The 24,670-nt window shown below is 71.2% G+C and carries 20 protein-coding genes; 11 read left to right on the top strand and 9 right to left on the bottom strand.

What is annotated here, in order from left to right; all coding sequences use genetic code 11:
• Positions 1–184: 184 nt before the first annotated feature.
• From ACFVBH_RS20845 to ACFVBH_RS20835, 3 genes are all read left to right on the top strand, one after another.
• Positions 185–853 (top strand): O-methyltransferase, encoded by a 669-nt coding sequence (locus tag ACFVBH_RS20845; RefSeq protein WP_354987719.1) that lies wholly within the window; start codon positions 185–187, stop codon positions 851–853.
• Between the two features lie 112 nt (positions 854–965).
• Positions 966–1,226, top strand: a complete 261-nt coding sequence (locus tag ACFVBH_RS20840) for a hypothetical protein (protein WP_379003525.1) — start codon at positions 966–968, stop codon at positions 1,224–1,226.
• A gap of 242 nt (positions 1,227–1,468) precedes the next feature.
• Complete coding sequence (locus tag ACFVBH_RS20835) at positions 1,469–1,879, top strand: YchJ family metal-binding protein (protein WP_354987717.1); 411 nt, start codon at positions 1,469–1,471, stop codon at positions 1,877–1,879.
• 162 nt (positions 1,880–2,041) lie between these two features.
• On the opposite strand, the gene ACFVBH_RS20830 is transcribed toward ACFVBH_RS20835, so the two are convergent.
• Together ACFVBH_RS20830 and ACFVBH_RS20825 are read right to left on the bottom strand one after the other, a co-directional pair.
• Positions 2,042–2,812 carry a VOC family protein gene (locus ACFVBH_RS20830; RefSeq protein WP_379003523.1) on the bottom strand — a complete coding sequence of 257 codons (771 nt, stop codon included), beginning with the start codon at positions 2,810–2,812 and terminating at the stop codon, positions 2,042–2,044.
• A gap of 122 nt (positions 2,813–2,934) precedes the next feature.
• Positions 2,935–3,603 carry a helix-turn-helix domain-containing protein gene (locus ACFVBH_RS20825; protein ID WP_354987715.1) on the bottom strand — a complete coding sequence of 223 codons (669 nt, stop codon included), beginning with the start codon at positions 3,601–3,603 and terminating at the stop codon, positions 2,935–2,937.
• A gap of 133 nt (positions 3,604–3,736) precedes the next feature.
• Here ACFVBH_RS20825 and ACFVBH_RS20820 point away from each other — a divergent pair, with 133 nt between their 5' ends.
• Positions 3,737–5,203, top strand: coding sequence for an MFS transporter (locus ACFVBH_RS20820; protein ID WP_354987714.1), 1,467 nt, complete (start codon positions 3,737–3,739; stop codon positions 5,201–5,203).
• Here the strand turns inward: ACFVBH_RS20820 and ACFVBH_RS20815 are convergent.
• Positions 5,178–5,960 carry a hypothetical protein gene (locus ACFVBH_RS20815; protein ID WP_379003520.1) on the bottom strand — a complete coding sequence of 261 codons (783 nt, stop codon included), beginning with the start codon at positions 5,958–5,960 and terminating at the stop codon, positions 5,178–5,180. The two genes, ACFVBH_RS20820 and ACFVBH_RS20815, sit on opposite strands and share 26 nt — an antisense overlap.
• Positions 5,961–6,071: 111 nt before the next feature.
• Here ACFVBH_RS20815 and ACFVBH_RS20810 point away from each other — a divergent pair, with 111 nt between their 5' ends.
• Positions 6,072–6,968, top strand: a complete 897-nt coding sequence (locus tag ACFVBH_RS20810) for an SDR family NAD(P)-dependent oxidoreductase (RefSeq protein ID WP_354987712.1) — start codon at positions 6,072–6,074, stop codon at positions 6,966–6,968.
• Between the two features lie 4 nt (positions 6,969–6,972).
• Here the strand turns inward: ACFVBH_RS20810 and ACFVBH_RS20805 are convergent, their stop codons facing one another.
• Positions 6,973–7,950, bottom strand: a complete 978-nt coding sequence (locus ACFVBH_RS20805) for a zinc-binding dehydrogenase (protein WP_379003518.1) — start codon at positions 7,948–7,950, stop codon at positions 6,973–6,975.
• Positions 7,951–8,064: 114 nt separating this feature from the next.
• Here ACFVBH_RS20805 and ACFVBH_RS20800 point away from each other — a divergent pair, with 114 nt between their 5' ends.
• From ACFVBH_RS20800 to ACFVBH_RS20790, 3 genes are all read left to right on the top strand, one after another.
• Positions 8,065–8,697 (top strand): urease accessory protein UreF, encoded by a 633-nt coding sequence (locus tag ACFVBH_RS20800; protein WP_379003516.1) that lies wholly within the window; start codon positions 8,065–8,067, stop codon positions 8,695–8,697.
• Positions 8,698–8,806: 109 nt separating this feature from the next.
• Positions 8,807–9,520 carry an urease accessory protein UreG gene (gene ureG, locus ACFVBH_RS20795; protein ID WP_379003514.1) on the top strand — a complete coding sequence of 238 codons (714 nt, stop codon included), beginning with the start codon at positions 8,807–8,809 and terminating at the stop codon, positions 9,518–9,520.
• A gap of 29 nt (positions 9,521–9,549) precedes the next feature.
• Complete coding sequence (locus ACFVBH_RS20790) at positions 9,550–10,200, top strand: urease accessory protein UreD (protein WP_379003512.1); 651 nt, start codon at positions 9,550–9,552, stop codon at positions 10,198–10,200.
• A 116-nt stretch (positions 10,201–10,316) separates the two neighbouring features.
• On the opposite strand, the gene ACFVBH_RS20785 is transcribed toward ACFVBH_RS20790, so the two are convergent.
• The 5 genes from ACFVBH_RS20785 to ACFVBH_RS20765 form a co-directional block, all read right to left on the bottom strand.
• Complete coding sequence (locus tag ACFVBH_RS20785) at positions 10,317–11,093, bottom strand: hypothetical protein (RefSeq protein WP_354987707.1); 777 nt, start codon at positions 11,091–11,093, stop codon at positions 10,317–10,319.
• Between the two features lie 203 nt (positions 11,094–11,296).
• On the bottom strand, positions 11,297–12,211 hold the full coding sequence (locus ACFVBH_RS20780) for a hypothetical protein (protein ID WP_379003510.1): 915 nt from the start codon (positions 12,209–12,211) through the stop codon (positions 11,297–11,299).
• 97 nt (positions 12,212–12,308) lie between these two features.
• Positions 12,309–13,751, bottom strand: a complete 1,443-nt coding sequence (locus ACFVBH_RS20775; RefSeq protein ID WP_354988678.1) for an NAD(P)/FAD-dependent oxidoreductase — start codon at positions 13,749–13,751, stop codon at positions 12,309–12,311.
• Positions 13,752–13,998: 247 nt separating this feature from the next.
• Positions 13,999–14,901 (bottom strand): tat pathway signal sequence, encoded by a 903-nt coding sequence (locus ACFVBH_RS20770; RefSeq protein ID WP_379003508.1) that lies wholly within the window; start codon positions 14,899–14,901, stop codon positions 13,999–14,001.
• 102 nt (positions 14,902–15,003) lie between these two features.
• A complete protein-coding gene (locus ACFVBH_RS20765; protein WP_354988676.1) occupies positions 15,004–15,210 on the bottom strand; it encodes a hypothetical protein in 207 nt (68 codons plus the stop codon).
• Positions 15,211–15,390: 180 nt separating this feature from the next.
• Here ACFVBH_RS20765 and recC point away from each other — a divergent pair, with 180 nt between their 5' ends.
• From recC to recD, 3 genes are all read left to right on the top strand, one after another.
• Positions 15,391–18,729, top strand: coding sequence for an exodeoxyribonuclease V subunit gamma (gene recC, locus ACFVBH_RS20760; protein ID WP_379003505.1), 3,339 nt, complete (start codon positions 15,391–15,393; stop codon positions 18,727–18,729).
• 640 nt (positions 18,730–19,369) lie between these two features.
• On the top strand, positions 19,370–22,747 hold the full coding sequence (locus tag ACFVBH_RS20755; RefSeq protein WP_379004559.1) for a UvrD-helicase domain-containing protein: 3,378 nt from the start codon (positions 19,370–19,372) through the stop codon (positions 22,745–22,747).
• Positions 22,744–24,630 (top strand): exodeoxyribonuclease V subunit alpha, encoded by a 1,887-nt coding sequence (recD, locus tag ACFVBH_RS20750; protein ID WP_379003503.1) that lies wholly within the window; start codon positions 22,744–22,746, stop codon positions 24,628–24,630. Before ACFVBH_RS20755 ends, recD begins: the two co-directional genes overlap by 4 nt.
• Positions 24,631–24,670 lie beyond the last annotated feature (40 nt).

Genomic DNA, 24,670 nt, shown 5'->3' with positions numbered 1-24,670 from the left:
GGCATGTGGACCCGGCCGCGATGCCGCATGGACCCTCGCCGCGGCGTCGTGCGGGTGCCCGGTCGCGATATGGCGTCGATCTCGGTCGCGATGCAGCTCGGATCCCGCACACGCGGCCCCCGGATCCCGATCACGCTGAATCGAAGGGGACCGGCGTTCTCGCCCCGGTGGCAGACTGGCGAGCATGACTACTGCCGACTGGGCCGATGTTGATCGCTATCTGGTGGACACCCTGGTGGGAGACGGGGATTCCGCGACCCTGGAGGCGAACGCCGCCGCCGGGCTGCCCGCCATCGATGTGTCGCCGCCGCAGGGCAAGTTCCTGTACCTGCTCGCCCGGACCGCCCGGGCGCGCCGCGTGCTCGAGATCGGCACGCTCGGCGGCTACAGCACCACCTGGCTGGCCCGCGCGGTCGGCAAGGACGGCCGGGTCGTCACCCTGGAATTCGAGCCCCTGCACGCCGAGGTCGCGCGCGAGAACCTGGACCGCGCCGCGGTGGGGGACCGGGTAGAGATTCGCGTCGGCGCCGCGCTGGACACGCTCCCGGTGCTCGCCGAGGAGGAGTCCGAACCGTTCGACCTGGTGTTCATCGACGCCGACAAGGTCAACAACGCGAACTACGTCACCTGGGCGCTGCGGCTGACCCACCCGGGCTCGGTCATCATCGTCGACAACGTGGTGCGCCACGGCGGGATCGCGGACCCGGATTCGGCCGATGCCGCGGTGCGCGCCAGCCGCGAGGTGCTCGAGCTGCTCGCGGCCGAGCCGACCCTGGAGGCCACCGCCGTGCAGACCGTCGGCGGCAAGGGCTGGGACGGATTCGCCTACGCGGTGGTCAAAGACGCCGACTGAGACGTGTTATAGCTCACCGAATGCCCCTGACCTGGTGTTTGGCTAACGGTGTGGCGCAGTTCTCGCGATTGCTGTTTGTATGCCGGTTGCCCGGTCAATACCGTCGGTGGGTATGAGCGACCCGTACGGACCCACCTTCCCGCCGCCCGGGTTCATGGCGCCACGGGAGCCCGGTGACCCCGAATCCGAGACCCTGCGAAACCGTCTGCGCCACACCGTCGTTCTCGTCGCTCCGGTCGCCACGCTCGTGCTGATGGTCGGCCTGCTTGCCGCCATCATGTGGCAGGGCGAGCACGGCGGCGCGGCGCACGTCAAGGACGGCCGGGCCACCACGGCCACGGTCGCGCCCACCGCCGGCCACCAGCCGTCGTAACCCCGGGCGCACGAGCCTCGGCCGCGCACCCGGGAAGGGGGCGCGGTTGTCTCGCGGCCGATGAATATGCCCATATGTGTTCTGCGACCGCGCTTTCGAAGGTCGGCCGACTGCACGGGCGTCGGCCGCCTCGTGCATCGGGCCATGCGCGAATGCGCCGGGCGGGTGTGCGGATGCGGGGCGGTAGGGGGTGCGGTATGCCGCCGTCCAGCACCGGGTCCGGTCCCAGCACAATGGTGCCCATGTCCAAGCGTGGAAAGCCCCGTCCGGTCGCTACCGACTGCCCCTGCGGCCTGCCCGCGACCTACGCGGACTGCTGCGGCCGGCTGCACGCGGGAACGATGCGGGCCGGTACCGCCGAACAGCTCATGCGGTCGCGATTCAGCGCGTTCGCGGTGCGGGACGAGGCGTATCTGCTGCGCAGCTGGGACCCCGGCACCCGCCCGGCCGACGTCGACTTCGATCCGGGCACCCGCTGGGAGCGCCTGGAGATTCTCGGCGCGACCGGCGGCGGGCCGTTCCACTCCGAGGGCACGGTCGAGTTCCGCGCGCACTACCGGGCCGGCGGCGCGGCGGGCGCGCTGCACGAGAACAGCCGATTCCGCCGCGCCGACGGCGACTGGGTCTACCTCGACGGTGACATCGAGAACTGATCGCCGAGCCTGGATGTGCCGCTGGGTCGCGCGGTTGACGCCGTGGCCCACGATCGGCAGGTCCGGGTCCCGCGGTTCAGGGCACTCCCGATTGCGGGCGATGGCCGTGCGTATGTCGGCCGAGACCCGGTGACCGGCGGCTCATCCGTGAGGCGATGCCCCTCAGCCCACGGCCATGATTCCGAATACCGCCCCGGCCTGATCCGCGATGACACCGACCCGGGACGGGCCCGGCAGATCCTGCGGCTCCTGAATGACGCTGCCGCCCAGTTCAATTGCCCGCGCCGCGACCTTGTCCGCGTCGGCGACCCGAATCGTGGTGCCCCAGAACGGCGCGGGCTCCCCGGTCGTCGCCCGATGCGCGCCGCCGAACTCGTGGCCCGCGTCGAGCGAGATCGCCTGATACGGGTTCTCCGTCGCGGTCTCCCAGGCGGCGTTGCCGTACTTCCAGCCCAGCACCCGCCCGTAGTGGGCGAGCGCGTCGGCGGGCGCGCGCACCGCGCCGTACTCGATCCAGCACGGGTTGTCGTACTGCCCCCAGCGTTCGGTGCCGGGTGCGGTGTGGAGGCGGGTGATGCCGTAGGGCGCGCCGTCCGGATCGGTGAGGATGGCGAACTCCAACTCCCCGAACGCTTCTCGCGGCTCGAGGAACACCGCGCCGCCGTCCGCCACGGCCGCGGCGGTGGTCGCGGCGACCTCCTCGACCGCGAAGTACGGCAGCCAGATCGCGGGTTTGACCGAGCCGTCGTCGGCCAGCGCGGTCACGATGCCCGCGACCTGCGCCCCTTCCAGCGACAGTCGCGTGTAGTGCCCGGCCTCGGCTCCCATGTCCTGCGCGGTCCAGCCGAACAGTCCGCGATAGAACTCCGCGGTCGCGCCGATATCGGGTGCGGTGACGTCGAACCAGCAGGGTGTGCCCGGGGTGAATGCCATGTCATCTCCTCGTCGATCGAATGGACACGCGCATGCGGGAACGCCGGATGTGCAGCGCGTGCACCAGTGGGGACGATGTGCGGCGGCGGAATTCATCGCCGCGCGCGGAATCGGCCGGCGGGTTACCGCGCGGTGCGGACCTCGAACCCGTCGCACAGCGCGGCCAATCCGCTGTCCAGCATGACGATGGGGTCCAGCAGTCCGGCATCGCCGATTCCGTGCAGGTCGGCCAGCGCGGGCGGGGTGGGCCAGCGCGGGTCGCCGTCCAGCAGCGCGGTGAGACCCGAGCCGGGCTCGGCCTCGGTGTCGCGCACCGCGAGCAGATGCGCGCTGACGTGCTGGAGGGCGACCCCGGCGATGTAGCTCCACACCGACAGCGACATGCGGGTCGCCTCGCGGGTGTCGACGCCGAGTTCGCGGAAGCCCTCGACCAGCCAGGCCAGCACGACCAGGCTGTGCTCGCCGAAGTTGTAGCGCGGCACCGCGAAGGTGAACAGCACCCAGGGATGTTCGCGGTACAGCCGCCAATCCACCTCGGCGGCGATGCGCACCCGATCGCGCCAGGTCCAGCCCTGTCCGTCGGCGGGTGGGTAGGGATTGCGCCGTGACACCTCGTCGGTCATCTCGGCCAGCAGCGTGTCCTTGTTGGGGATGTGCCGGTACAGCGACATGGCTCCGGCGCCCATCCGGTCGGCGATGCGGCGCATGGACAGCGCGTCCAGTCCGGCTTCGTCGGCGAGGGTGATGGCGGCCTCGACAATGGCCGTCCGGGTGAGCTTGGCCTCGGTCATCGGATGAATTCTTCCCTTTTCCACGATGGCGTGCGTACACTGTACCCCGGCCCACGCGTACGTCGTACGCACGGCCGCTCCGACTTCCCGGGCCGCCGCGTGCGACCCGAAAATTCAGCCCGAAGGATAGGTGATGACCAGTACTCTCGCGCGCTCTGCCGAGCAGACGCCGCGCCGCGCCTGGGCCGGACTGGCGGTGCTGCTGCTGCCGGTTCTGCTGGTGTCGATGGATATGTCCGTGTTGTACCTGGCCATGCCCACCCTGACCGCGGACCTGGATCCCTCGGCGACCCAGCAGCTGTGGATCCTGGACATCTACGGCTTCATGATCGCCGGCCTGCTCATCACCATGGGCAACCTGGGCGATCGCATCGGGCGGCGCAACATCCTGCTCGCGGGCGCCACGGTCTTCGGCGTCGCGTCCGTGCTGGCGGCCTTCGCTCCCAGCGCCCCGGTGCTCATCGCGGCCCGCGCGCTCATGGGCGTCGGCGGTGCGACCCTGCTGCCGTCGAGTCTGGCGCTGATCTCCAACCTCTTCCCCGAAGCCCGGGCCCGCGCCACCGCCATCGGCGTGTGGACCGCGTTCTTCGCGGGCGGCTCGGCGGTCGGCCCGATCATCGGCGGCGTACTGCTGCACCACTTCTCGTGGGGCTCGGTCTTCCTGATCAACACCCCGGTGCTGCTGGTGCTGCTGGTCTTCGGTCCGCTGCTGCTGCCCGAACACCGCTCCTCGGCCCTGGGCCCGCTGGATCTGTGGAGCGTCGCGCTGTCCATCGGCGGCATTCTGCCGCTGGTCTACGCGGTCAAGCACTGTGCCGCCGAGGGATTCGACGCGCCCGCGATCGGCATCGGCCTGGTCGGATTGCTGCTGCTGGTGCTGTTCGTGCGCCGCCAGCGGCAGTTGAGCGAACCGCTGCTGGATCTGAGCCTGTTCCGCCGCGGCCTGTTCTCGGTCGCCATCGGTTCGAGCACGGTCGGCATGCTGGCCCTGGCGGGCATGAGCTTCCTCACCAGCACCTACCTGCAATCGGTGACCGGCCGCGATCCACTGCAGGCCGCCCTGCTCGGAATCCCCATGGCCGTCACGGTTTTCGCGTGCTCGATGACCGGCGCGCGGGTCGGGCGGTGGCTGGGCAACCGGCGCAGCTTCGTCCTGGCGCTGGGTATGGCCTCGATCGGCAATCTGCTGCTGCTGGGCATGGGCGTGCACGACGGGATCGGTTACTACATCGCCGGAACGGTGATCGCCGGCGCCGGACTGGGTATCGCGTTCACCCTGGTGTCCGAGGTGGCGGTGTCCTCGGTGCCCCCCGAGCGCGCCGGTTCCGCGGTCGGGATCTCCGAGACCAGTTTCGAACTCGGCAACGGCCTGGGCCTGGCGCTGCTCGGCTCGCTCGCCGCGCTGGTGTTCCGTAACGGCGGTGATTTCGGTCAGACGCTGGGGGAGACCATCACCCATGCCGGGGACAACGTGGCGCTGATCGAATCCGCGCGCGCGTCGTTCGTGCAGGGCATGCACGTGGCCACCACCGCGGGCGCGATCCTGCTGGGGATCATGGCGATCATCGCCGGGGTCAGCGGCCGAACACCGCGCTCATGATGTCGCCGACCGCTTTGTTCATGGGTCGCACGACCTTCGCGTAGAGCCACCCGAGCGGGCGCACCACCGTCGCCCGCCACGCGGTGGCGATCGCGGCGAACAGCGGCCGCAGCACGGTGCGGTACAGGAAGCTGCAGGGTGCCACCACCAGGACTCCGACGACGATGGTGGCCACCCGCCAGCCGTAGGCCAGCGCGGCCCCGAAGACGCGCACGATCGGCAGGACGATCCAGCGCCAGATCGCCACCGCCGGGGCGATGATCAGCCATTTGACCAGGAACCAGGTGATCGCGGCGACGGCCCGGCCCACGGGCCGCAGAATCCGGCGATCGAGCCACCGGGCGGCCGGGGCGATGACACGGGTGCCGAGCCAGACCAGCGCGGGGCGCAGTGCTCGCCGCCAGATCCATTGCTCCACGGCGTTTTTCAGCGGGCGCAGGACGAAGTCGAGCAGCAGCGCGCCCAGCGGGGTCAGGATCGCGCCCCACAGCAGCTGCTGAATCAGCAGGCCCCACAGGTAATCCTTGACGAACACGATCGCCGGTCGCACGATCCAGCGCCGGACGAAGCGGCCGATCGGGACCAGTAGATGATCGAGGATGTACTGCAGCGCCGTGAGCACGACGCGGCCCAGGAGTTTGCAGCCCTCCCAGAGCAGGCGCAACGGCAGGAAGATCACCACCGCGATCGCGCGGGCTACCCAGCCGCCGATGGAGATGTTTTCCGAATCCCGCTGTGGCGGAGTCTGTGCCGACATGCATCCCATCTTTTCCGGTCGGGGACGTTCTCGATCCCGTAGCAAAACTCTGTGTGCCCCGGGTATTTCCACTCAGCCCCCCGCTCGCGTTAACGCGGTTACAGTCGAAGCGTGGGTGAGAATTCGACGCCGAACACCACCGAGAACTCCGGCTCGAACGGGCGGCCGTTCGCCGAACGAGTCGCTACCAGGCTGTTGTATCCGACCACCCGCCCGCGACCGAAAGAACTGCGCGAGGCCGTGTCCGGGCGCGTGGTGCTGGTCACCGGCGCATCGCACGGCATCGGCAAGGCGGCAGCCAAGAAGCTGGCCGCGGCCGGCGCGATCGTGCTGCTGGTGGCGCGCAGCCTCGACGATCTCGAGGAGGTGGCCGCCGAGATCCGCGCGGCCGATGGCGTCGCGCACATCTATCGCGCCGACATCACCGATATGGCGGCGGTGGAGGAGCTCGGGGCCGCGCTGCTCGCCGAACACGGGCAGATCGACGTGGTGATCAATAACGCGGGCAAGTCGATTCGCCGTTCACTCGACGAATCCTATGACCGCTTCCACGATTTCACCCGCACGATGGACGTCAATTACCTGGGCCCGGTGCGATTGCTGCTGACCCTGCTGCCGAGCATGCGCGAGCACCGCAACGGTCACATCGTCAATATCTCGACCTGGGGCCTGCGTATGCCGCCCGCCCCGCGCTGGGCGGCCTACGGCGCGTCGAAGGCGGCCTTCGACATCTGGTTGCGCACGGTGGCGACCGAGATCGCCGTCGACAATGTCACGACGACCTCGGTCTACATGCCCCTGGTGCACACGCGGATGAGCGCGCCCAGCGATTTCACCGGCGTCCCCGGGCTCACCGCCACCGAGGCCGCGGATCTGGTGTGCCACGCGGTGGTGTCGCGCCCGCACGAGATCACCCCGTGGTGGACCGGCCCCGTCCAGGCGTGGACGGACCTGCGCCGCGGCGCGACCCAGCGTTTCATGGAACGCAGCTTCCGCGGGCGGGAGTGAGGGGCTAGGGGATCAGCACGACTTTGCCGGTGGTGGCCCGGGTTTCGATGGCGTGATGGGCGGCGGCGGCCTGGGCCAGGGGGAAGCGGTGCAGGTCGGGGCGCAGGCGACCGGCGGCAGCCTCGGCGAGTGCGCGGTTTTCGAGATTGCGCAGACCGCCCGCGCGCTCGAGCATGGGCGGGCCCAGCACGAACCGGGAGCTCACGCCGAGGGCGGCCTGCTCCTCGTCGGTGATCGGGGCGGTGTCGTCGGCGAAGCCGTAGATCAGGCGCGTGCCGCCGGGCGCGAGCAGACCCAGTGCGACGCGGATGGTTTCGCCGCCGACGCTGTCGAACAGCACCTGTGCGGGACGGTCGCCGAACTCGGCGCGAATCCGATCGGCCCAGTCGGGGCGGAAGTAGTCCACGGCCAGATCCGCGCCGTTGCGCGCGACGAGATCGATCTTCTCCGGGCCGCCCGCCGCGCCGATGACCGTGGCCCCGGCGTTCTTCAGGTACTGCACGAGCAGGGTGCCGATGCCGCCCGCGGCGGCGGTGACGACGGCGACGGTGTCCGGGGTGATGTCGGCGAATTGCAGTATGCCCAGGGCGGTTCGGCCGGTGCCGATCATGGCGACGGCGGCCGGTGCGTCCAGGGTGGCCGGAATCTCGTGCAGGCGTTCGGTGTCGGTGACGGCGAACTCGGCGTAGCCGCCGGGCACCGGTCCCAGGTGGGCGACGACGTCGCGGCCGAGCCAGCTCTCGTCGGCGCCGGGACCGATAAGATCCACGCGGCCCGCGACCTCGCGGCCGGGAATGGTGGGGAGTTCGGGCAGGGGCAGTGGTCCCGCCGCGACGCCGCGCCGGATGGCGGTGTCGATGACGTGGACTCCGCTCGCGGCGACCGCGACGCGCACCTGCCCCGGTCCAGGGACGGGGTCCTCGACGGTCTCGTAGCGCAGATTCTCGGCGGACCCGAAGGTCGCGAGGCGAATGGCGTGCACGGCAACTCCTAGAACTCGACTGCCGCTAAGCCTGCAACCTCACCCCGGGTTCAGGTCAAGCGTCCGGTCCGCTTCGCTCTAAGATCGAACGATGCGATCCCCGGAGCAGCGCCGATGAGCCTGGCCACCCTGCTCAATCTCGCGGACTCGCGCCTGCCCATCGGCGGGCACGTGCATTCCGGCGGCATCGAGGAGGCCATCGCCTCGGGTCTGGTTCGCGACGTTCGCACCGTCGAGCTGTATCTGCGTCGTCGCGTGCGCACCTCGGGCGCGGTGGCCGCCGCCCTGGCCGCCGCGGTGTGCGCGGGCGAGCTCACCCCCGCCCGCGCCGAACTCGAAGCCGATGCCCGCACCCCGTCTCCGTCGGCGCGCACGGCGTCGCGCGCCCAGGGCCGCGGTTTGCTGCGCCTGGCCAAACAGGTGTGGCCGCAAGCGGATTGGACCGGCCTGCCCGCCCGCCCGCACCTGTCCACCGTCTTCGGCGTCGTCGGTATCGCCTGTGCCGCGGCGCCCGAAGAGGTCGCCTCGGTCGTCGTCTACACCACCATGACCGGCGCCGCGACCGCCGCCCAGCGCCTGCTGGCCCTGGACCCCGCGGCGGTGGCCGCCTGCACCATCCGCCTGTCGGCCCTGTGCGACGACACCGCCCGCACGGCCGCCGGGTCTCTCACGGCCCTGTCGGACCCGCTCCAGGATGTCCTGGCCGAACGCCATCTCCGGCGCGATATGCCGCTGTTCGCGTCCTGACCGCCGGGGACGGTGTTTCCGCGCCGGGATGCGGTTCGAGGCGCGACCCGCCGCGCGTTCGCGGTGGCGGGTTACACGCGGTTTACGTGCGTGCGTCAGGATGGGCGGTATGCCACCTCATTTCATCGATGGAGAGCCGCACGATCACGGGCCGGACCGGCCGCGGCGGGAGCGCACGGCGGGGGAGCCGGTGCGGATCGGGGTCGGGGGACCGGTGGGGTCGGGCAAGACGGCGCTGGTGGCGGCACTGTGCCGGCAGCTGCGCGAGGAACTGTCGCTCGCCGTGCTGACCAACGACATCTACACCACCGAGGACGCGGACTTCCTGCGGCGGCACGCGGTGCTGGCCGACGAGCGCATCACCGCCGTGCAGACCGGCGGCTGCCCGCACACCGCCATTCGCGACGACATCACGGCGAACCTGGACGCGATCGACGATCTGATCGAAGCCAATCCGCCGCTGGATCTGATCCTGGTGGAGTCGGGCGGGGACAACCTGACCGCCACCTTCTCCTCGGGCCTGATCGACGCGCAGATCTTCGTGGTCGATGTCGCCGGTGGCGACAAGGTGCCGCGCAAGGGCGGTCCGGGGGTGACCTTCTCGGATCTGCTGGTCATCAACAAGACCGATCTGGCGCCGATGGTGGGTGCGGATCTGGCCGTCATGGACCGGGATTCGAGCAAGGTGCGCGAGGGCAGGCCCTTCGTGTTCACCTCGCTGACCGAGGATCCGGCGGCGACGCCGGTCCTGACCTGGGTGCGCGAGCAGCTGCGCCTGGCCGCCGAGCAGGACGCCGCCGCCGTTGTGCCGCATGCGCATTGACGCGCCGACCGGCCGCGGGCCGGTGATCCGTGCGCACTGAGCTGCGTATCGTCGCGGCCGCCGGAACCCTGCCGCGACTGCACGCGGTCGGCGGCCTGGCGGCCCGGCACACCGGGCCCGACACGGTGCACCTGATCGGCACGGCCGCCACCCCCCTGGGCGGCGACGAGCTGGACATCTCGATCGTGGTGGGCGCGGGCGCCCGGCTGATCGTGCGCTCGGTGGCGGCCACCATCGCGCTGCCGGGGCGGCACACCCGGAAGTCGGTGGCGCACTGGCGCTTCGAGGTGGGCGCGGACGGTGACCTGGACTTCGATCCGGAGCCCACGGTGGTCGCGGGCGGCGCCGAGCACGAGACGTTCACCACGGTGTCGCTGGGGGAGAACGCACGCCTGCGACTGCGAGAAAGGGTGCAGATCGGGCGGATCGGGGAGACGCACGGGCACTGGTCGGGGGAGCTGCACGCCGACATCGGCGCCACGCCGCTGCTGCGGCATCGACTGGAGTTGGGCGCGGACGCGGTGACCGACGACGCGCTGTCCGGTCCGCGAGCGCTGGAGAGTGTGCTCACCTACCCGGATGCCCGGGACGTCGAGACCGCCGGGCTGGATTCGGCGCTGCTGCCACTGGCCGCGGGCGGCGCCCTGTTCACCCGCACCGCATCCCTGCTGACGGTCTGATCGCTACGGCCGTAAGAACTTTCACGCGCGGCGGGAGCCGGACCTCACCCCCGGTTCCCGCCGCGCGCGCACTACTGAACGCTGTACTACCGCGAGAATGGTGTCGACGAGGAGAATCAGTTGCCGACGACGCGCGGCGGAGCGTTGAACGCGTTCACCGCACCGACCGCGGCACCCACCGCGGCGCCGGCCACGGCTGCGGGTACGGCTACGGCGGCGGCGCCGGCCACGGCACCCGCCGCGGGACCCGCGACCAGGCCGACCGGGAACAGCGGCAGGCCGACCACGAGGCCCAGGACCGCGCCGACGGTCGCCGAGGTGAGCGCGACCGGCATCGACGCGCTGGCACCGGCCACCGCACCCATGGCGGCGGTGCCCATGGTCTGTCCGGCAATGCGATCCGAGCGGCTGCGCTCCATTCCGATGGAATCGAGGAACGTCGCGATGTTCGCTTCGGTCTGCGCGGACTGATCGTTGATCTGGATGGCCTGTTCTTTGTCCATCCAGGTCGGGGCGTCGACCGACACGTCGCCGAAGCGGAACTTTCCGGCGGGCGGGGCGATCGGCGGCACCGGGGCGACCGGAACCGGCGGGTGGAGCACGCCGACGGGCGCCAGGTAGCTCTTGTCCGGGGCCGACCGCGACCACTGGATGGAGCTGTAGGTTTCGTTCGGGATCTGCATGCCCTCGTAGGGCATGACATTCGGTGAGTCGGCGGCGGGCCACTGAGCGGGCGCGTCGTCGGTTTGCGTCACCGGATTGGGCTCTGCCGGAGCGGCATTGGCGGCGCCGGATCCGACGATCGCCAAGACTAGGGGAACCGCGCCTGCCGCGACAACATTTCCGACCTTGTTGCGATGCGGGTTGAGCGCGCGGTGCTTACCTGCGGCCATTACGACCTTTCTATCCGGGGGACATCGACGCCCGACATTCGGACCCGTCGGTCAACCGGATTGGTGGTCGAATCGGACTATCGGAATCGTCCGTATTGCCGAAAGTTAGCTAATTGCGGTGCTATTCGGGCAAAAGGGCCGGAACCCCCATTAGGGGATTCCGGCCCGTCCATTCGCCGATCACTCGAATGTTGCTATCGGCACTACCCCGCGGGGACGACCTCGGCCGGCGCCATGACGCCGTTGGCAGCCCCGACCGCGGCGCCGACGCCCGCGCCCACGGCGGCCGCGGGCACCGCGACCAGCGCGACGGCCGCACTGGCCCCGATGGTCGGGCCGAAGAACCAGCCGAAGGGTGCGAACGGGGTGCCGGCCAGCGCGCCGACGAGGCCGCCCATGGCCGCCGCGGCGATCTCGACCGGTGCGGCCACGCCGACGCCCACGACCGCGCCGACGGCGGCGTTGCCGATGGTCTGGGCCGCGATGCGATCCGAGCGGCTGGCCTCGAAGCCCGCCGAGTCGAGGTTCGCGGCCAGGTCGGCCTCGGCCCGCGCGGAGATGCCATTGATCTGCGCGGCCTGCTCCGGGGTGAGCCACGCCGGGATGTCGACCTGGGTGTCGCCGAAGCGCAGCTTGCCCTCCGGTGCGGCGATCGGCGCGACGGCCCGGACGGCGGCCGGATCGGGCATGCGCAGCGCGTCCGGGTTCACCGCGGCGAGCGGGGCGTTCGGGATCTGGCGGACCCCGGTGGCGGAGTCGCGGCCGACGTAGACGACCGGGGCGATCGCGGCGACGGCGGGCTCGGCCGCGCCGACGACCGGTTCGGGCTCGGCGGCGGGCTCGACCTCGAGCGCGACGGGCGCGGTCTCGGCGGCCGGCGGCGCCGCGAGCAGACCGCGCAGTTCCGCCGGTACCGCGAACTGCCCGAACGGGGTGTCGAGCAGGTCGGTTTGCGGCTCGGTGGCGGCGGGCTGGGTTTCTTCGGTTGGAATCGGCTCGGCCGCTGCGGTTCCGGCGGAACCGAGTGCGGCGACCAGCGGGAGCGCGCCCGCGATGGCGAGGGAACCGATACGCCGCCGGCGCGACGAAATCTGATCAACCGGTTGGCGTTTGCCCATGGATGACCTTTCTGCCGAATGTCAATTGATGACCGACATTCGGATCCGGCATATGGGCCGGATTGGTCAGGGGATCCCCCCGGTCGAGGTTAGGGGATTACCCCGCGCGCTGTTCTCCGGACGGACCGGTCTTGGTGTTCGCTACGGATTTGCCATTCTCCGTCGGTGATTCGCCGCCGATTTGCTTGTGCAGCTCGAGCGCCTCTTCGGGGTCGTCCAGCGCCTCGAGTGCGAGCCGGGCGAACACCCACTGCTCGGTCGCGGCCATCTGCCCGCGGTGCCGGCCCAGGAACGAGACGAACCATTCGAAGACGGTGACGAACCGGCTGCGGAACCCGACCAGGTACCACAGGTGCAGCGCGAGCCACGCCAGCCAGGCGATGAACCCGCTGAACTCGAGCTTGCCCACCTGGCACACGGCGTAGAACCGCGACACCGTGGCCATCGAGCCCTTGTCGAAGTACTTGAAGGGCTTGCGCTGTTCGGGCGTCTCACCCTTGATGCCGGACTTGATGGCCTTGGCCGCGTAGGTGCCGCCCTGGATCGCGCCCTGCGCCTGGCCCGGCACGTTCGGCACCGACATGAGGTCGCCGATGACGAAGACGTTCGGGTAGCCCTTGATGGTCAGGTCCTGCTCGACGATCACGCGCCCTGCCCGGTCGGTCTCGGTGCCCTTGGAGCGCTCGGCGAGCATCTTGCCGAGCTCGCTGGCCTGCACGCCGGCCGACCACACCTTGCACGCGGATTCGATGCGGCGGGTGCCGTCCTTGTCCTTCACGGTCACACCGCGCGCGTCGACGTTGGTGACCATGGCGTTGAGCTGGATCTCCACGCCCATCTTCTCGAGCCGCTGGTGCGCCTTGCCGCCGAGCTTGGGGCCCATGGGCTTGAGCACGGCGTCCGCGCCCTCGACCAGGATGACGCGCGCGTCGCGGGTGTCGATGTTGCGGAAGGTGCCGTCCAGGGTGCGATCGGCGAGTTCGGCGATCTGCCCGGCCAATTCGACGCCGGTGGGGCCGCCGCCGACCACCACGAAGTTCATGAAGCGCTCGCGGGTCTCCTCGTCCTTGGCCAGTTCGGCCTCTTCGAAGGAGCCCAGGATTCGCGCGCGCAGTTCGAGGGCGTCGTCGATCGTCTTCATGCCCGGGGCGTAGGTGGCGAACTGATCGTTGCCGAAGTAGGACTGCTGCGCGCCGGTGGCCACGATCAGGCTGTCGAACGGGGTGACGGTGTCCTGGTTGAGCAGTCGCGAGGTGACGTTGCCGCTGTCGAGATCGATGTCGTTGACCTCGCCCATGATGACCCGCACGTTGCGCTGTTTGCGCAGCACGATGCGGGTGGCGGGGGCGATCTCACCGACGGACAGGATGCCGGTGGCGACCTGGTAGAGCAGCGGCTGGAACAGGTGCGTGGAGGTCTTGGAGATCAGGGTGACGTCCACGTCGGCCTTGCGTAGATGCTGGCAGGCGAAAAGGCCACCGAACCCGGACCCGATCACCACCACGCGATGGCGCTGTTCGACGGAATTATCGGTGCTCATCTAGTCCCTGCTCCTCGCCAGACGGTGAAACTACGACACTTCACGCCCAACGGTAGTACGGCGTGAGGTGCGACGACCAATCAGGACCAATCGGAATCCGCGCCACGACAGCTCTGTCGAAAATACAATATGGGCGGTCGTTCAGGGGCAATCTCGTGGTCATCGTGGCCGGTCGGGTTTCCCGGTGTGCGGGACCGGTGGCCGCGACCCCGGCCGGAGCCGGGATCGCGACGTCCTCCGATACCGGTCAGCGACCGGCGAACAGCATCTTCGCGACGCGCGTGGTGGTCTCCGAGCCGTCGGTGTAGCTGCCGGCCGGGCCCTGCTCGCTCATGATGGCCAGGGTGTAGCGCTCACCCGGTCCGGCGAAACCGACCGAGTTCACGACCCAGCCGCCGTTCTCCTGTGACCAGCCGTTCTTCAGGCCCGGCTGCATCGCCGCGCCCGCGCCCCACACGCCCCAGTGCTGATTGGTGTCCACCCGGCGCATGCGATCGACCAGATAGGCGCGGTCGTCCGGGTGCATACGGGTCAGCACATTGTCCATGAGCGCGTCCAGATCGGACGGGCTGCACTGCTGGAAACCCCAGTCCGGGAACAGCTTCGTCTGCTCGACGGTGGTGACCGGCGGCAGCGGCACGAGATTGCTCATGCCATTGGCGCGGAAGGCGTTCTGGAACGCCATCCGGTCCAGGCCCGCGTACTTGTTCCAGAGAATGTCCGCGGCATTGTCATTGGACGTGGCGAGCATCGATTCGAGCAGTGCGCGATCACCGGTATCGAGGTTGATGGCCCCGACCCGCGCGCGATTGATCAGATCTTCCGCGATGGCCAGCTTGATGGTGGACGCGGTCCAGAACATCCTGTCCGCGTTGTCATTACGGTAGATGCCGCCGGTGACTCTGTCGCGCACCACATATCCGGTGGTGCCGGGGCGAGTGCGCAGATAGTTGTCGACCGCGGTGATTCTGGTGCTGAGATCGCAGTCGAAACCGGGCAGGCAACCCTGCGCCAGTACCGGCAGCGCACCGGCGGAAGAGACGAATACCGGTGCTGCGGGAATGAAAGCGGCAGCGGCGAGGACGCAAGCGGAGGCGGCCACGCGGGAGCGCCGGGCCATGGGGGAACGCACGTGGGGAACAATAGACATCACAATGCGGTTGGCGCACGTCTTGAGCGAAAGCAATGTGTGTGATAGCGAAATTCCACTGTCACACCGGGATTCGCATCCCCCTCCGGCGCGTCGATGCCGTCAGCGGAAGGCCGCGGTCAGTTCCTCGATGCTGCGCCCGTTGAGCCGGTAGCAGTGTTCGAACGCCTCGGTGTGCCGATCCCGCGGCCAAGCCGCCAGTACTACGCCGCGGCCGTAATACCGCGAGTGCACGAGTTCCCAGCGGTCTCCGACCCGGCGGACCGTGAACCCGCGCCTGGGCACCATGGGAATCACCGACGCTGACATGCCTCGAACCAGCCTTTCCTTCACCGATTTTCTTTCCTCCCCCGAAATGCACTGTCGCATACCACACTCGATATCCCGGGTGACGCGCCCTAGCTAATCTTCGGCATGTGGCGGGTGTCACCCGCCGAGCCGGGGTGCCCGGTGATTGCATGCGGATCGCTGACTGTATAAACACAGCTCGTGCACATTCATCGGGCCGAGCGTGCGGACACGCTCGCCGACGCGCTGGCCGAGCTGCTCGCCGAACCGCTGGGCGACCCCTTCACCCCCGAGGTGGTGGCGGTGCCTGCCAAAGGCATCGAGCGCTGGCTCAATCAGCGCCTGTCCGCGGTGCTCGGCAGCGGGGCGCTCGCCGATGGAGTATCGGCCAATATCGATTTCGCCGACCCGGCGGGGCTGGTCGCGGCGGTGCTGGCCGAGGCCACCGGGTACGCGCCGGATGAGGACCCGTGGGCGGCCGAGCGGGTGGTGTGGACCCTGCTGCCGGTGCTCGACGACGTGCTGGATCAGCCGTGGGGCGCGGTGCTCGCCCGGCATCTCGGGCACAACGACCCGGCCGGTTACCGGGTCGGGCGGCGCTACGCCACCGCGGCCCGGATCGCGGCGCTGTTCGCGGGCTATGCCCAGCAGCGGCCCGCCATGATCGCCGAATGGGCGAGCGGGGCCGACACCGACGGCGCGGGCGGGCGGCTGCCGGAGGATCTGCGCTGGCAGCCCGAGCTGTGGCGGCGGCTGCGCGCGGCGGTCGGCGCGCCGAGTCCGGCCGAGCGGCTCGAGGCGGCCTGCGCGCGACTGCGATCGGACCCGTCGGCGGTGTCGCTGCCGGAGCGGATCTCGCTGTTCGGGGTGACGCGCCTGGGCACCGACCAGTGGGAGGTGCTGTCCGCGCTCTCGATCGGGCGGCAGGTGCACCTGTGGCTGGTGCACCCGAGCCCGGCGCTGTGGACCAAGCTCGCCGACGCCGAGGTGATCCCCAATTCCAGTGTGCGGGTGCGGCATCCGCTGCTGGCCGCGCTCGGCCGCGACGTGCGGGAGCTGCAGGAGCGGCTGGCGGGCTACGACCACATCGACACCTACCACCCGCGCCCCGAACCGGCCGGCGCGCGCAGCCTGCTCATCGAGTTGCAGGCCGCCATCCGGCAGGACCGCTGGTCGCTGCTGCCCGATCCGAGCCTGGCCGACGGCAGCATCACCGTGCACTCGTGCCACGGTCCGGCCCGCCAGGTGGAGGTCCTGCGGGACAGCCTGCTGGGGTTGTTCGCGGCCGATGCCACCCTCGAACCGCGCGATGTCATCGTCATGTGCCCGGATGTGGAGAGCTACGCGCCGCTGGTGCGCGCGGCGTTCGGGCAGTGGTCCCTGGAGGGCGGTGAGAACGGGCATCCGGCGCACGGCTTGCGGGTGCGCCTGGCCGATCGGGCGCAGCGCGCGGTGAATCCGCTGCTGGACGTGATCGGGATTCTGCTCGAGCTGGCGGACGGTCGCGTCACCGTCACCGAGGCGCTGGATCTGGCTGCCTCCGAACCGGTTCGGTTGCGCTGCGGCTTCGACGACGACGATATCGAGCGGCTGCGGGACTGGGCCGCCGAGACCGGCGCGCGCTGGGGGATCGGGCAGCGCCAGCGGCAGGCGTTCGGGCTCGGTGACTTCGCGCAGAACACGCTCAACGCCGCGGTGGATCGGATCCTGCTGGGTGTGGCCGCGGGCGAATCCAGCGAGGACTGGCTGGAATTGGTGCTGCCGCTGGACGACGTGGACAGCAACGACATCGACCTGGCCGGGCGCTTCGCCGAGTTCGTGGACCGGCTCGCGGTCTGCCTGCGCGATCTGCGCGGGCCGACGCTCGCCGAGCCCGCCGGAACGGCGCGGCCCGCGGCCGACTGGGCGCAGGTGCTGGGCCGCGCTCTGGACCTGCTGACCGAGGTGCCGCCGGCGCAGGGCTGGATGGGCGTGCAGGCGCGCCGCGAACTGGCCGCGGCCACCGAGCACGCGGGGCGGATTCCGCTGCGGCTCACCGACATCGCGGCGCTGCTGGACGCGCGGCTGGCCGGGCGTCCCTCGCGCGCGAACTTCCGGACCGGTGAGCTGACGGTGTGCACCATGGTGCCCATGCGGTCGGTGCCGCACCGGGTCGTGGTGCTGCTCGGGCTCGACGACGAGGTGTTCCCGCGCGCGGGCGGGGTGGACGGCGACGACGTGCTGGCCCGCCATCGCCGCCCGGGCGACCGTGATCCGCGCAGTGAGGATCGGCAGCTGCTGCTGGACGCCATCATGGCCGCGGGTGAGCGACTGGTGTTGCTGCACACCGGATCCGATCCGGTGTCCGGCGCGCATCGACCGCCCGCGATTCCACTGGCCGAACTGCTCGACACGGTGCGCGCGCACGTCGGAGCGCAGGCGTTGGGGCGGGTCGTCACCCGGCATCCGCTGCAGCCCTTCGACCGTCGCAATTTCGAGGCGGGGAAGCCCTTCAGCTTCGACACCGTCGCGCTGGCGGGTGCGCAGGCGGCCCAGCGGCCGCCCGGGCCGCGCCCGCTGTTCCTGCCCGCGCCGCTGCCCGGGGGCGAGCGCGCGGATGTGGAGCTCGCCGATCTGGTGGCTTTCGTCGAACACCCGATGCGCGCTTTCCTGTGGCAGCGCTTGGGGATTCGGGTGCCCGAGGACGCCGAGGAGATCGCGGACCGGCTGCCCATCGAACTCGACGGGCTCACCAAGTGGAGCATCGGCGAGCGCATGCTGACCTCCCGGCTCACCGGGGTCGACCCCAACGCGCTGCGGGCCGCGGAGTGGCGGCGCGGCACCCTGCCGCCGTTCGCGCTCGGCGCGGCCGTGCTGGACGAGGTGGAGGGCACGGTGGACCGGCTGGTGCGCGTCGCCCAGCCGCTGCACGAGATCCCGGGCCGGACGATCGACATCGCGGTGGATCTGGGCGACGGCCGCCGCCTCAGCGGTACCGTGCCGGAGGTGCACGACGACGCGGTACTGCGCACCACGTTCTCCCGGGTCGCGCCCAAACACCGGATGGCCGCGTGGGTTCGGCTGCTGGCGCTGGCCGCGACCGGCGACCATCAGAGCTGGCGGGCCATCACCATCGGGCGCGGCAAGATGCAGCGCCCCACCTGGCAGTCCACCCTGGTCTCGCCGAACGCGCCGACCGCCCGTGCGCTGCTGCGCGACCTGGCCGACCTGCGCGACCGCGGCCTGGCCGAGCCGCTGCCCATAGCCCCCGCGGCCTCGTCCGTCTACGCCGAACGCCGCCTGGCGGGCTCCACCCCCGAGGACGCCCTGCTGGCCGCCGAACACGAATTCGACGGCGGCAAGGACGGTCCCGGCCGCTACGGCGAACACACCGACCGCTACCTGCGCTACATCCTGGGCCCGGCCCCCCGCTTCCACCAGCTCGCCGAAACCCTGACCCAGGACCCGCCGTCCGCGCAATCCGAACCGACCCGCTTCGGCGAACTCGCCCGCCGCCTGTGGAACCCCCTGCTCACCAACGAGCACCAGGGCCAGCCGTGACGACCCACCCGACGACCCCGGAAAGGCGCGGATGACCGACGACCTGTTCTCGCTCGCCGACGCCCCCGCCATCCCCCCGGCCCCGCGCGCCCGCCGCGACCCCGCACCCCCGCCCCGCCGGACCTCGGAAAATCCCGACGCCCCGGACCTTTTCAGCGTCCCGGGTGACGCTGCGACCGGCGCTGAGCCGGACCCCGCCCCCGCCGCGGAACAGTCCGGCGACCGCTCCGCCATGACCGGGCGGCATCCCGCGGACGACCCGGATCCCGGGCGCTCCGCCGACGCACGGCCCGCCGACCCGACCGGGTCCCTGCCGACTTCGGACTCGCCTGCTGCCCGGGATGTCGCGGGTGCTGGGGAGCCGGGGCTCTTCGATGACGTACAGCCTTCCGGTGGGGCCGACTTCCTGCCGACCTCGGACTCGCTCTTCGGCGATGTGGGAGGCGGCGGCGCGGGGAGCGAGCCGGATCCGGGACCCGCGTCCGGCGGGACCGTTCCCGGCCTCTTCGGTGATGCGGCAGCCGGTGGGGGTCGGGATTCGGTGGCGGAATACGCTGCGGGTGAGGCGGATTCGGGTGATCGCGGATCGGGTGTGGCGCAGGGCGAAGGGTTGTGGGGGGACGAGGAGAGGGTGGGGCCGGTGGGTGCGAGTGGTCTCGGGGGCGCGGACGGTGTTGCGGGCGGCGGGGATTCGGGGGACGGATTCGCGTTGACGGGGCCGCTGCCGGTCGGGACGACGGTGCTCGAGGCCAGTGCGGGGACGGGCAAGACCTACGCCATCGTCGGACTGGCGGTGCGGTTCGTGGCCGAGGCGGGCGTGGACATCTCGCGACTGCTGCTGGTGACCTTCAGCCGGGCGGCCACCCAGGAACTGCGCGAGCGCACCCGCGACCGGTTCGTGGCGGTCGCCGCGGCGCTGGCCGAGCCGGAGCGGGCCCAGGCCCAGGACGACGAGCTGATCCGGCATCTGGCACAGGCGAATCCGGGTGAGGTGAACGCGCGCCGGGAACGGCTGCTGGCGGCGCTGTCGGATTTCGACGCCGGGACCATCGCCACCACGCACAGCTTCTGCCAGCGCATGCTGGACGAGCTCGGCTTCGCCGGCGAACTCGATCCGGGCGTGCGGCTGGTGGAGAGCATCGAGGACGTGGTGTCCACCGTCGCGGACGATCTGTACCTGGGCAGGTACGCGCGCGGGGACGCCCCGTTCGGCCCGGCCGACGCCCAGCGCCTGGCCGCCGCGGCAGTCGGGGACCGGGCCGCGACGCTGGTGCCCGAGGCCGAGGGCGAGGATGACCCGGCGGGGGAGCGGGTCGCGTTCGCGGCCGCGGCTCGCGCCGAAACCGCGCGGCGCAAACGGCTTTCGGGCCTGCGCGACTTCGACGACCTGCTCACCCTGCTGCACGACGTGCTCGCCGATCCCGAGCACGGGGAGCGCGCCTGCCGCCGCATTCGCGACCGCTTCGAGGTGGCCCTGGTCGACGAGTTCCAGGACACCGACCCGCTGCAGTGGGACATCCTGCGCCGCGCCTTCCACGGGCACACCACCCTGGTGCTGGTCGGCGACCCGAAACAGGCCATCTACGCCTTCCGCGGCGCGGAGGTGCTCAGCTACCTGGACGCGGTCGTGCACGCCGACGCCAAGCGCGAGCTGACCACCAACTGGCGCAGCGACGCCGGACTGCTGGCCGCCCTGGAACACCTGCACGGCGGAGCGGCCCTGGGGCACAAGGAGATCACCGTCCACAAGGTCGCGGCCACCCGCGCCTTCACCCGCCTGTCCGGCGCTCCCGAAGCCGTCACCCCCTTCCGGCTGCGCTGCCTGCCCCGCACCGGCGCGGGCCCGCTGAACCGCTCGGGCTACCCGACCGTCGGCCGCCAGCGCGAGCGGGTGGCCATCGACGTCGCCGCCGATATCGTGCGCCTGCTGGAATCGGGCGCCCTGATCAACGCGGGCACCCCCTGCGAGAGGCCGCTCGGGCCCGGCGATATCGCGGTCCTGGTGCGCAACCGCAATCAACTGGACCTGATCCGCAAGGAACTCGAACTCGCCGGTGTCGCCGCCGTACTCGCCGGTGGCGCGAGCGTTTTCGGCACACCCGCCGCCACCGAATGGCTGTGGCTGCTGCACGCGCTGGAACAGCCGCACCGCGCCGATCGGGTGCGCCTGGCCGCGGGCACCGCGCTGCTCGGGGTGAGCGCGCAGGAGATCGATTCCGGCGGTGCGGATCTCGTCGGCCGGCTCGGCGCGGAACTGCGCGACGCCGCCCGCCTGTTCGGCCGCACCGGCTTCGCCGCCGTCTTCGAGAAGATGAGCGCGCACACCCGCCTCGCGCCGCGCCTGCTGGCCCTCGAAGGCGGCGAACGGCAGCTGACCGATCTGCGCCAGATCGCCCAGCTGCTCGACGAGGCCGCCCTGCGTGAGGGTTTGGGCCTGAGCGCGCTCACCCGCTGGCTCGCCGACCGCGTCCGCGACCCGCATTCGGGCAGCGTGGCCGACCGCAGCCGCCGCCTGGACCGCGACGCCGCGGCGGTGCAGATCGCCACCGTGCACGCCAGCAAGGGCCTCGAATTCCCGGTCGTGTACCTGCCTTTCGCCTGGGACGCGGCCAAACTCCGCAACCCCCCGACCATGCTCTTCCACGACGAGCGGGGCCGTCGCGTCCTGGACGTCGGCGGCCCGGACGCCCCCGGCTACGGCACGCGCCGCCTGCGCGCCGAGAGCGAGGAAGCCTCGGAGGAGCTGCGCCTGCTGTACGTGGCGCTCACCCGCGCGGGGGCACAGGTGGTGGCCTGGTGGGCGCCCGCCTTCGACACCCAGACCGCGCCGCTGCACCGCATGATCCTGGGCCGCGAACCGGGGAGCCCCGCCGTGGCCGACAAGGTCGGCGTTCCCGCGGATTCGGTGGTGCTCGACCGCATCCGGGAATGGGCGGCCGGCGCCGAGCCGGGCGTGATCGCGATCGAACCGGTGTCGGTCTTCCAGCGTGAACGCCTGCGCCGCACCGACGCCGGCGTCGCCCCCGAGCACCTGGACGTCGCGCGCTTCGACCGCACCCTGGACCAGGACTGGCGGCGCACGTCCTACTCCGCGCTCACCGCCGGGGCGCACGACGCGATGCCGGCCGGGGACACCCCCGACGGCGGTGGCGTCGCGGACGAACCCGTTACCCCGAGCGTGCTTCTCGACGACGCCGAGCTCTTCGCCGCGGCCGCGCCCTCGCTCATGAACACGCTGCCCTACGGCGCGGAGTTCGGCACGCTGGTGCACGAGATCCTGGAGTACGTCGACACCGACGCCGCCGACCTGGCCGCCGAAATGCACACGCGCTGTGCGCAGGCGGTGGCCGAGCAGATGTTCGACGCCGATCCCGAGGTGCTCGCGCGGGCCCTGCTCGCGGTCATGCACACCCCCATCGGCGTCGGCACCCTGGCGAGCATCTCGGCCCGGGATCGGCTCAGCGAACTGGATTTCGAGTTGCCCCTGGCCGGCGGCGACCAGCCCGTCGCGGGCCGTGTCACGGTCCCGGCCATCGCCGATCTGCTGCGCCGCCACCTGCCCGCGGGCGACGTGTTCGCCCCCTACGCCGATCAGCTCGCCCACCTGGACGACGCCCCGCTGCGCGGCTACCTCACCGGCAGCATCGATGCCGTATTGCGCGTCCCCGGACCGGCTTTCGTGGTGGTCGACTACAAGACCAACCGCCTGGGCGCCGGCGACCTGACCGTCGCGCACTACACCCACGAGCGCATGGCCGCGGAGATGATGCGCTCGCACTACCCCCTGCAGGCGATCCTGTACTCGGTTGCCCTGCACCGCTACCTGCGCTGGCGGCTGCCCGCCTACGACCCCGCCACCCACCTCGGCGGCATCCGCTACCTGTTCGTCCGCGGCATGATCGGCCCCCACACCCCCGGCGGCGCAGGCGTTTTCGACTGGAAACCCCCTGCCGCCCTGGTGGTGGATCTGTCCGCCCTCCTCGCGGGCGACGTGAACGCAACGGAGGTGGCGCGGTGACCGCGATTCAGCTGGCGCAGCGGGGGACAGGGCTGCTGCAGGTGTTCAACGCCGCCGGTGTGCTCAACGCCGCGGACGTGCACGTGGCGCTGCGGCTCACGCGACTCGCGCGGGAGAGCTCGGAGGCCGTGCTGTTCGCGACCGCGCTCGCGGTGCGCGCCGTGCGGTCGGGATCGGTGTGCCTCGAGGTGCGGCGCATGCACGAGATCGGCGTGGACGCAGAGGGTACCGAGGAATCCGCGATCGACCCGGCCACGCTGCCGTGGCCGGACGTCGGGCAGGTCATCGCGGCGCTGCGGGTGAGCCCGCTGGTGTGCGGGAGCGCGGCCGGGCCGTTGCGCCCGCTGCGGCTCATCGACCCGGCGGGCGGCTCGGACGCGGGTCCGCTGCTGTACCTGGACCGGTACTACCGGCAGGAGGAGACGATCCGGCAGGTGCTGACCGAACGCTCCACCACCCAGCCCATGGTGGACGCGGGATTGATTCGGCGCGAACTGGATCGGCTGTTCCCGGAACAGGGCGGACCCGGCGAGCCCCCGGACCGTCAGCGCCTGGCCGCCGCGCTGGCGACCACGCAGTGGACCACCGTCGTCGCGGGCGGGCCGGGCACCGGCAAGACCCACACTATCGCCCGGGTGCTGGCCCTGCTGGTCGCCCACCAGGAAGCGATCCCGGGCGCGCCCGCGCTGCGCATCGCCCTGGCCGCCCCCACCGGCAAAGCCGCTGCGCGCCTGCAGGAATCGGTGCGCGAGCAGGCCGGTGACATCGGGCTGCCCGAGCTCACCGCCGCCACCCTGCACCGGCTGCTGGGCTGGCAGCGCGGCGGGGCGGGGCGCTTCAAGCACAACGAGTTCAATCGGCTGCCGTACGACGTGATCGTGGTCGACGAGACCTCCATGGTGTCGCTGACCATGATGAGCCGCCTGCTCCCGGCGGTGCGCCCGGACGCCCGCCTGGTCCTGGTCGGCGACCCGGATCAGCTCGCCTCGGTCGACGCGGGCGCCGTGCTCGCCGACCTGGTGGCCGGACCGATTGCCGGACAGGCGAATCCGGCCCTGGAACAGATCCTGGGCGCGGATCTGCGCGCCACCGCGGCACATCCGGACGCCCTGTCCGGGCGCGAACGCGAACGCCTGCGCGGCGGCATCGTGCGCCTGACCCGGGGCCGCCGCTTCGGCGGGCGGATCGCCGAGCTCGCGGTCGCCGTGCGCGCGGGCGACGCCGACACCGCCATGGAACTGCTGGCGTCCGGCGGCGCCGAACTCTCGCTGCACACCCCCGACGACATCGCACAGGTGCGCGCCGATGTGCTGCGCGCGGCGCAGTCCGCCACCGACGCCGCGCTCACCGGCGACGCCACCGCCGCCCTGACCGCGCTGGAATCGCATCGCCTGCTCTGCGCGCACCGGCAGGGTCCCTTCGGCGTGGAGCGCTGGGACCGCCTGGCCGCGAGCTGGGTGGCGGCGGCGGGCATCAGCTCCGATCCCGGTCCCGGCCACTGGTATCCGGGTCAGCCGCTGCTGGTGACCGCCAACGATCACGAGGCGCGGATCTACAACGGCGACACCGGCGTCATCGTGCGCGCGCCCGACGGCACCCTGCGCGCCGCGCTGCAGCGCGGCACCGAACCGTACCTGGTGCATCCCACCCAGTTCCCGGGCGTCACCACGGTGTACGCCATGACGATCCACCGCAGCCAGGGCAGCCAGTACGACAACGTCTCGGTGGTGCTGCCGGGCCCGGAGTCGACGCTGCTGACCCGGGAGTTGCTGTACACGGCCATCACCCGTGCGCGGCGGCACGTGCGGGTGCTGGGCACCGAGGAGTCGATCCGCGCGGCAATCGGCCGGCGTGTGCTGCGCGCCAGCGGTCTGCGGGCCTGAATTCGCCGACACACCGGACGCGCGGGTGCGAGGTTCGCGA

It is taken from the genome of Nocardia sp. NPDC057668 (genome assembly GCF_042799795.1).
Classification (GTDB): Bacteria; Actinomycetota; Actinomycetes; order Mycobacteriales; family Mycobacteriaceae; genus Nocardia.
The sequence above is the reverse complement of the archived record's forward strand: the minus strand, read 5'-3'. Positions and strand labels throughout refer to the sequence as shown.

Coding starts and splice junctions, on each gene's coding strand:
- ACFVBH_RS20765 (WP_354988676.1), bottom strand. CDS start 15,210: ATGTCAGCGTCGGTGATTCCCATGGTGCCCAGGCGCGGGTTCACGGTC.
- ACFVBH_RS20775 (WP_354988678.1), bottom strand. CDS start 13,751: ATGAGCACCGATAATTCCGTCGAACAGCGCCATCGCGTGGTGGTGATC.
- ACFVBH_RS20840 (WP_379003525.1), top strand. CDS start 966: ATGAGCGACCCGTACGGACCCACCTTCCCGCCGCCCGGGTTCATGGCG.
- ACFVBH_RS20780 (WP_379003510.1), bottom strand. CDS start 12,211: ATGGGCAAACGCCAACCGGTTGATCAGATTTCGTCGCGCCGGCGGCGT.
- ACFVBH_RS20825 (WP_354987715.1), bottom strand. CDS start 3,603: ATGACCGAGGCCAAGCTCACCCGGACGGCCATTGTCGAGGCCGCCATC.
- ACFVBH_RS20830 (WP_379003523.1), bottom strand. CDS start 2,812: ATGGCATTCACCCCGGGCACACCCTGCTGGTTCGACGTCACCGCACCC.
- ACFVBH_RS20800 (WP_379003516.1), top strand. CDS start 8,065: ATGAGCCTGGCCACCCTGCTCAATCTCGCGGACTCGCGCCTGCCCATC.
- ACFVBH_RS20835 (WP_354987717.1), top strand. CDS start 1,469: ATGTCCAAGCGTGGAAAGCCCCGTCCGGTCGCTACCGACTGCCCCTGC.
- ACFVBH_RS20770 (WP_379003508.1), bottom strand. CDS start 14,901: ATGTCTATTGTTCCCCACGTGCGTTCCCCCATGGCCCGGCGCTCCCGC.
- ACFVBH_RS20820 (WP_354987714.1), top strand. CDS start 3,737: ATGACCAGTACTCTCGCGCGCTCTGCCGAGCAGACGCCGCGCCGCGCC.
- ACFVBH_RS20785 (WP_354987707.1), bottom strand. CDS start 11,093: ATGGCCGCAGGTAAGCACCGCGCGCTCAACCCGCATCGCAACAAGGTC.
- ACFVBH_RS20815 (WP_379003520.1), bottom strand. CDS start 5,960: ATGTCGGCACAGACTCCGCCACAGCGGGATTCGGAAAACATCTCCATC.
- ACFVBH_RS20845 (WP_354987719.1), top strand. CDS start 185: ATGACTACTGCCGACTGGGCCGATGTTGATCGCTATCTGGTGGACACC.
- ureG (WP_379003514.1), top strand. CDS start 8,807: ATGCCACCTCATTTCATCGATGGAGAGCCGCACGATCACGGGCCGGAC.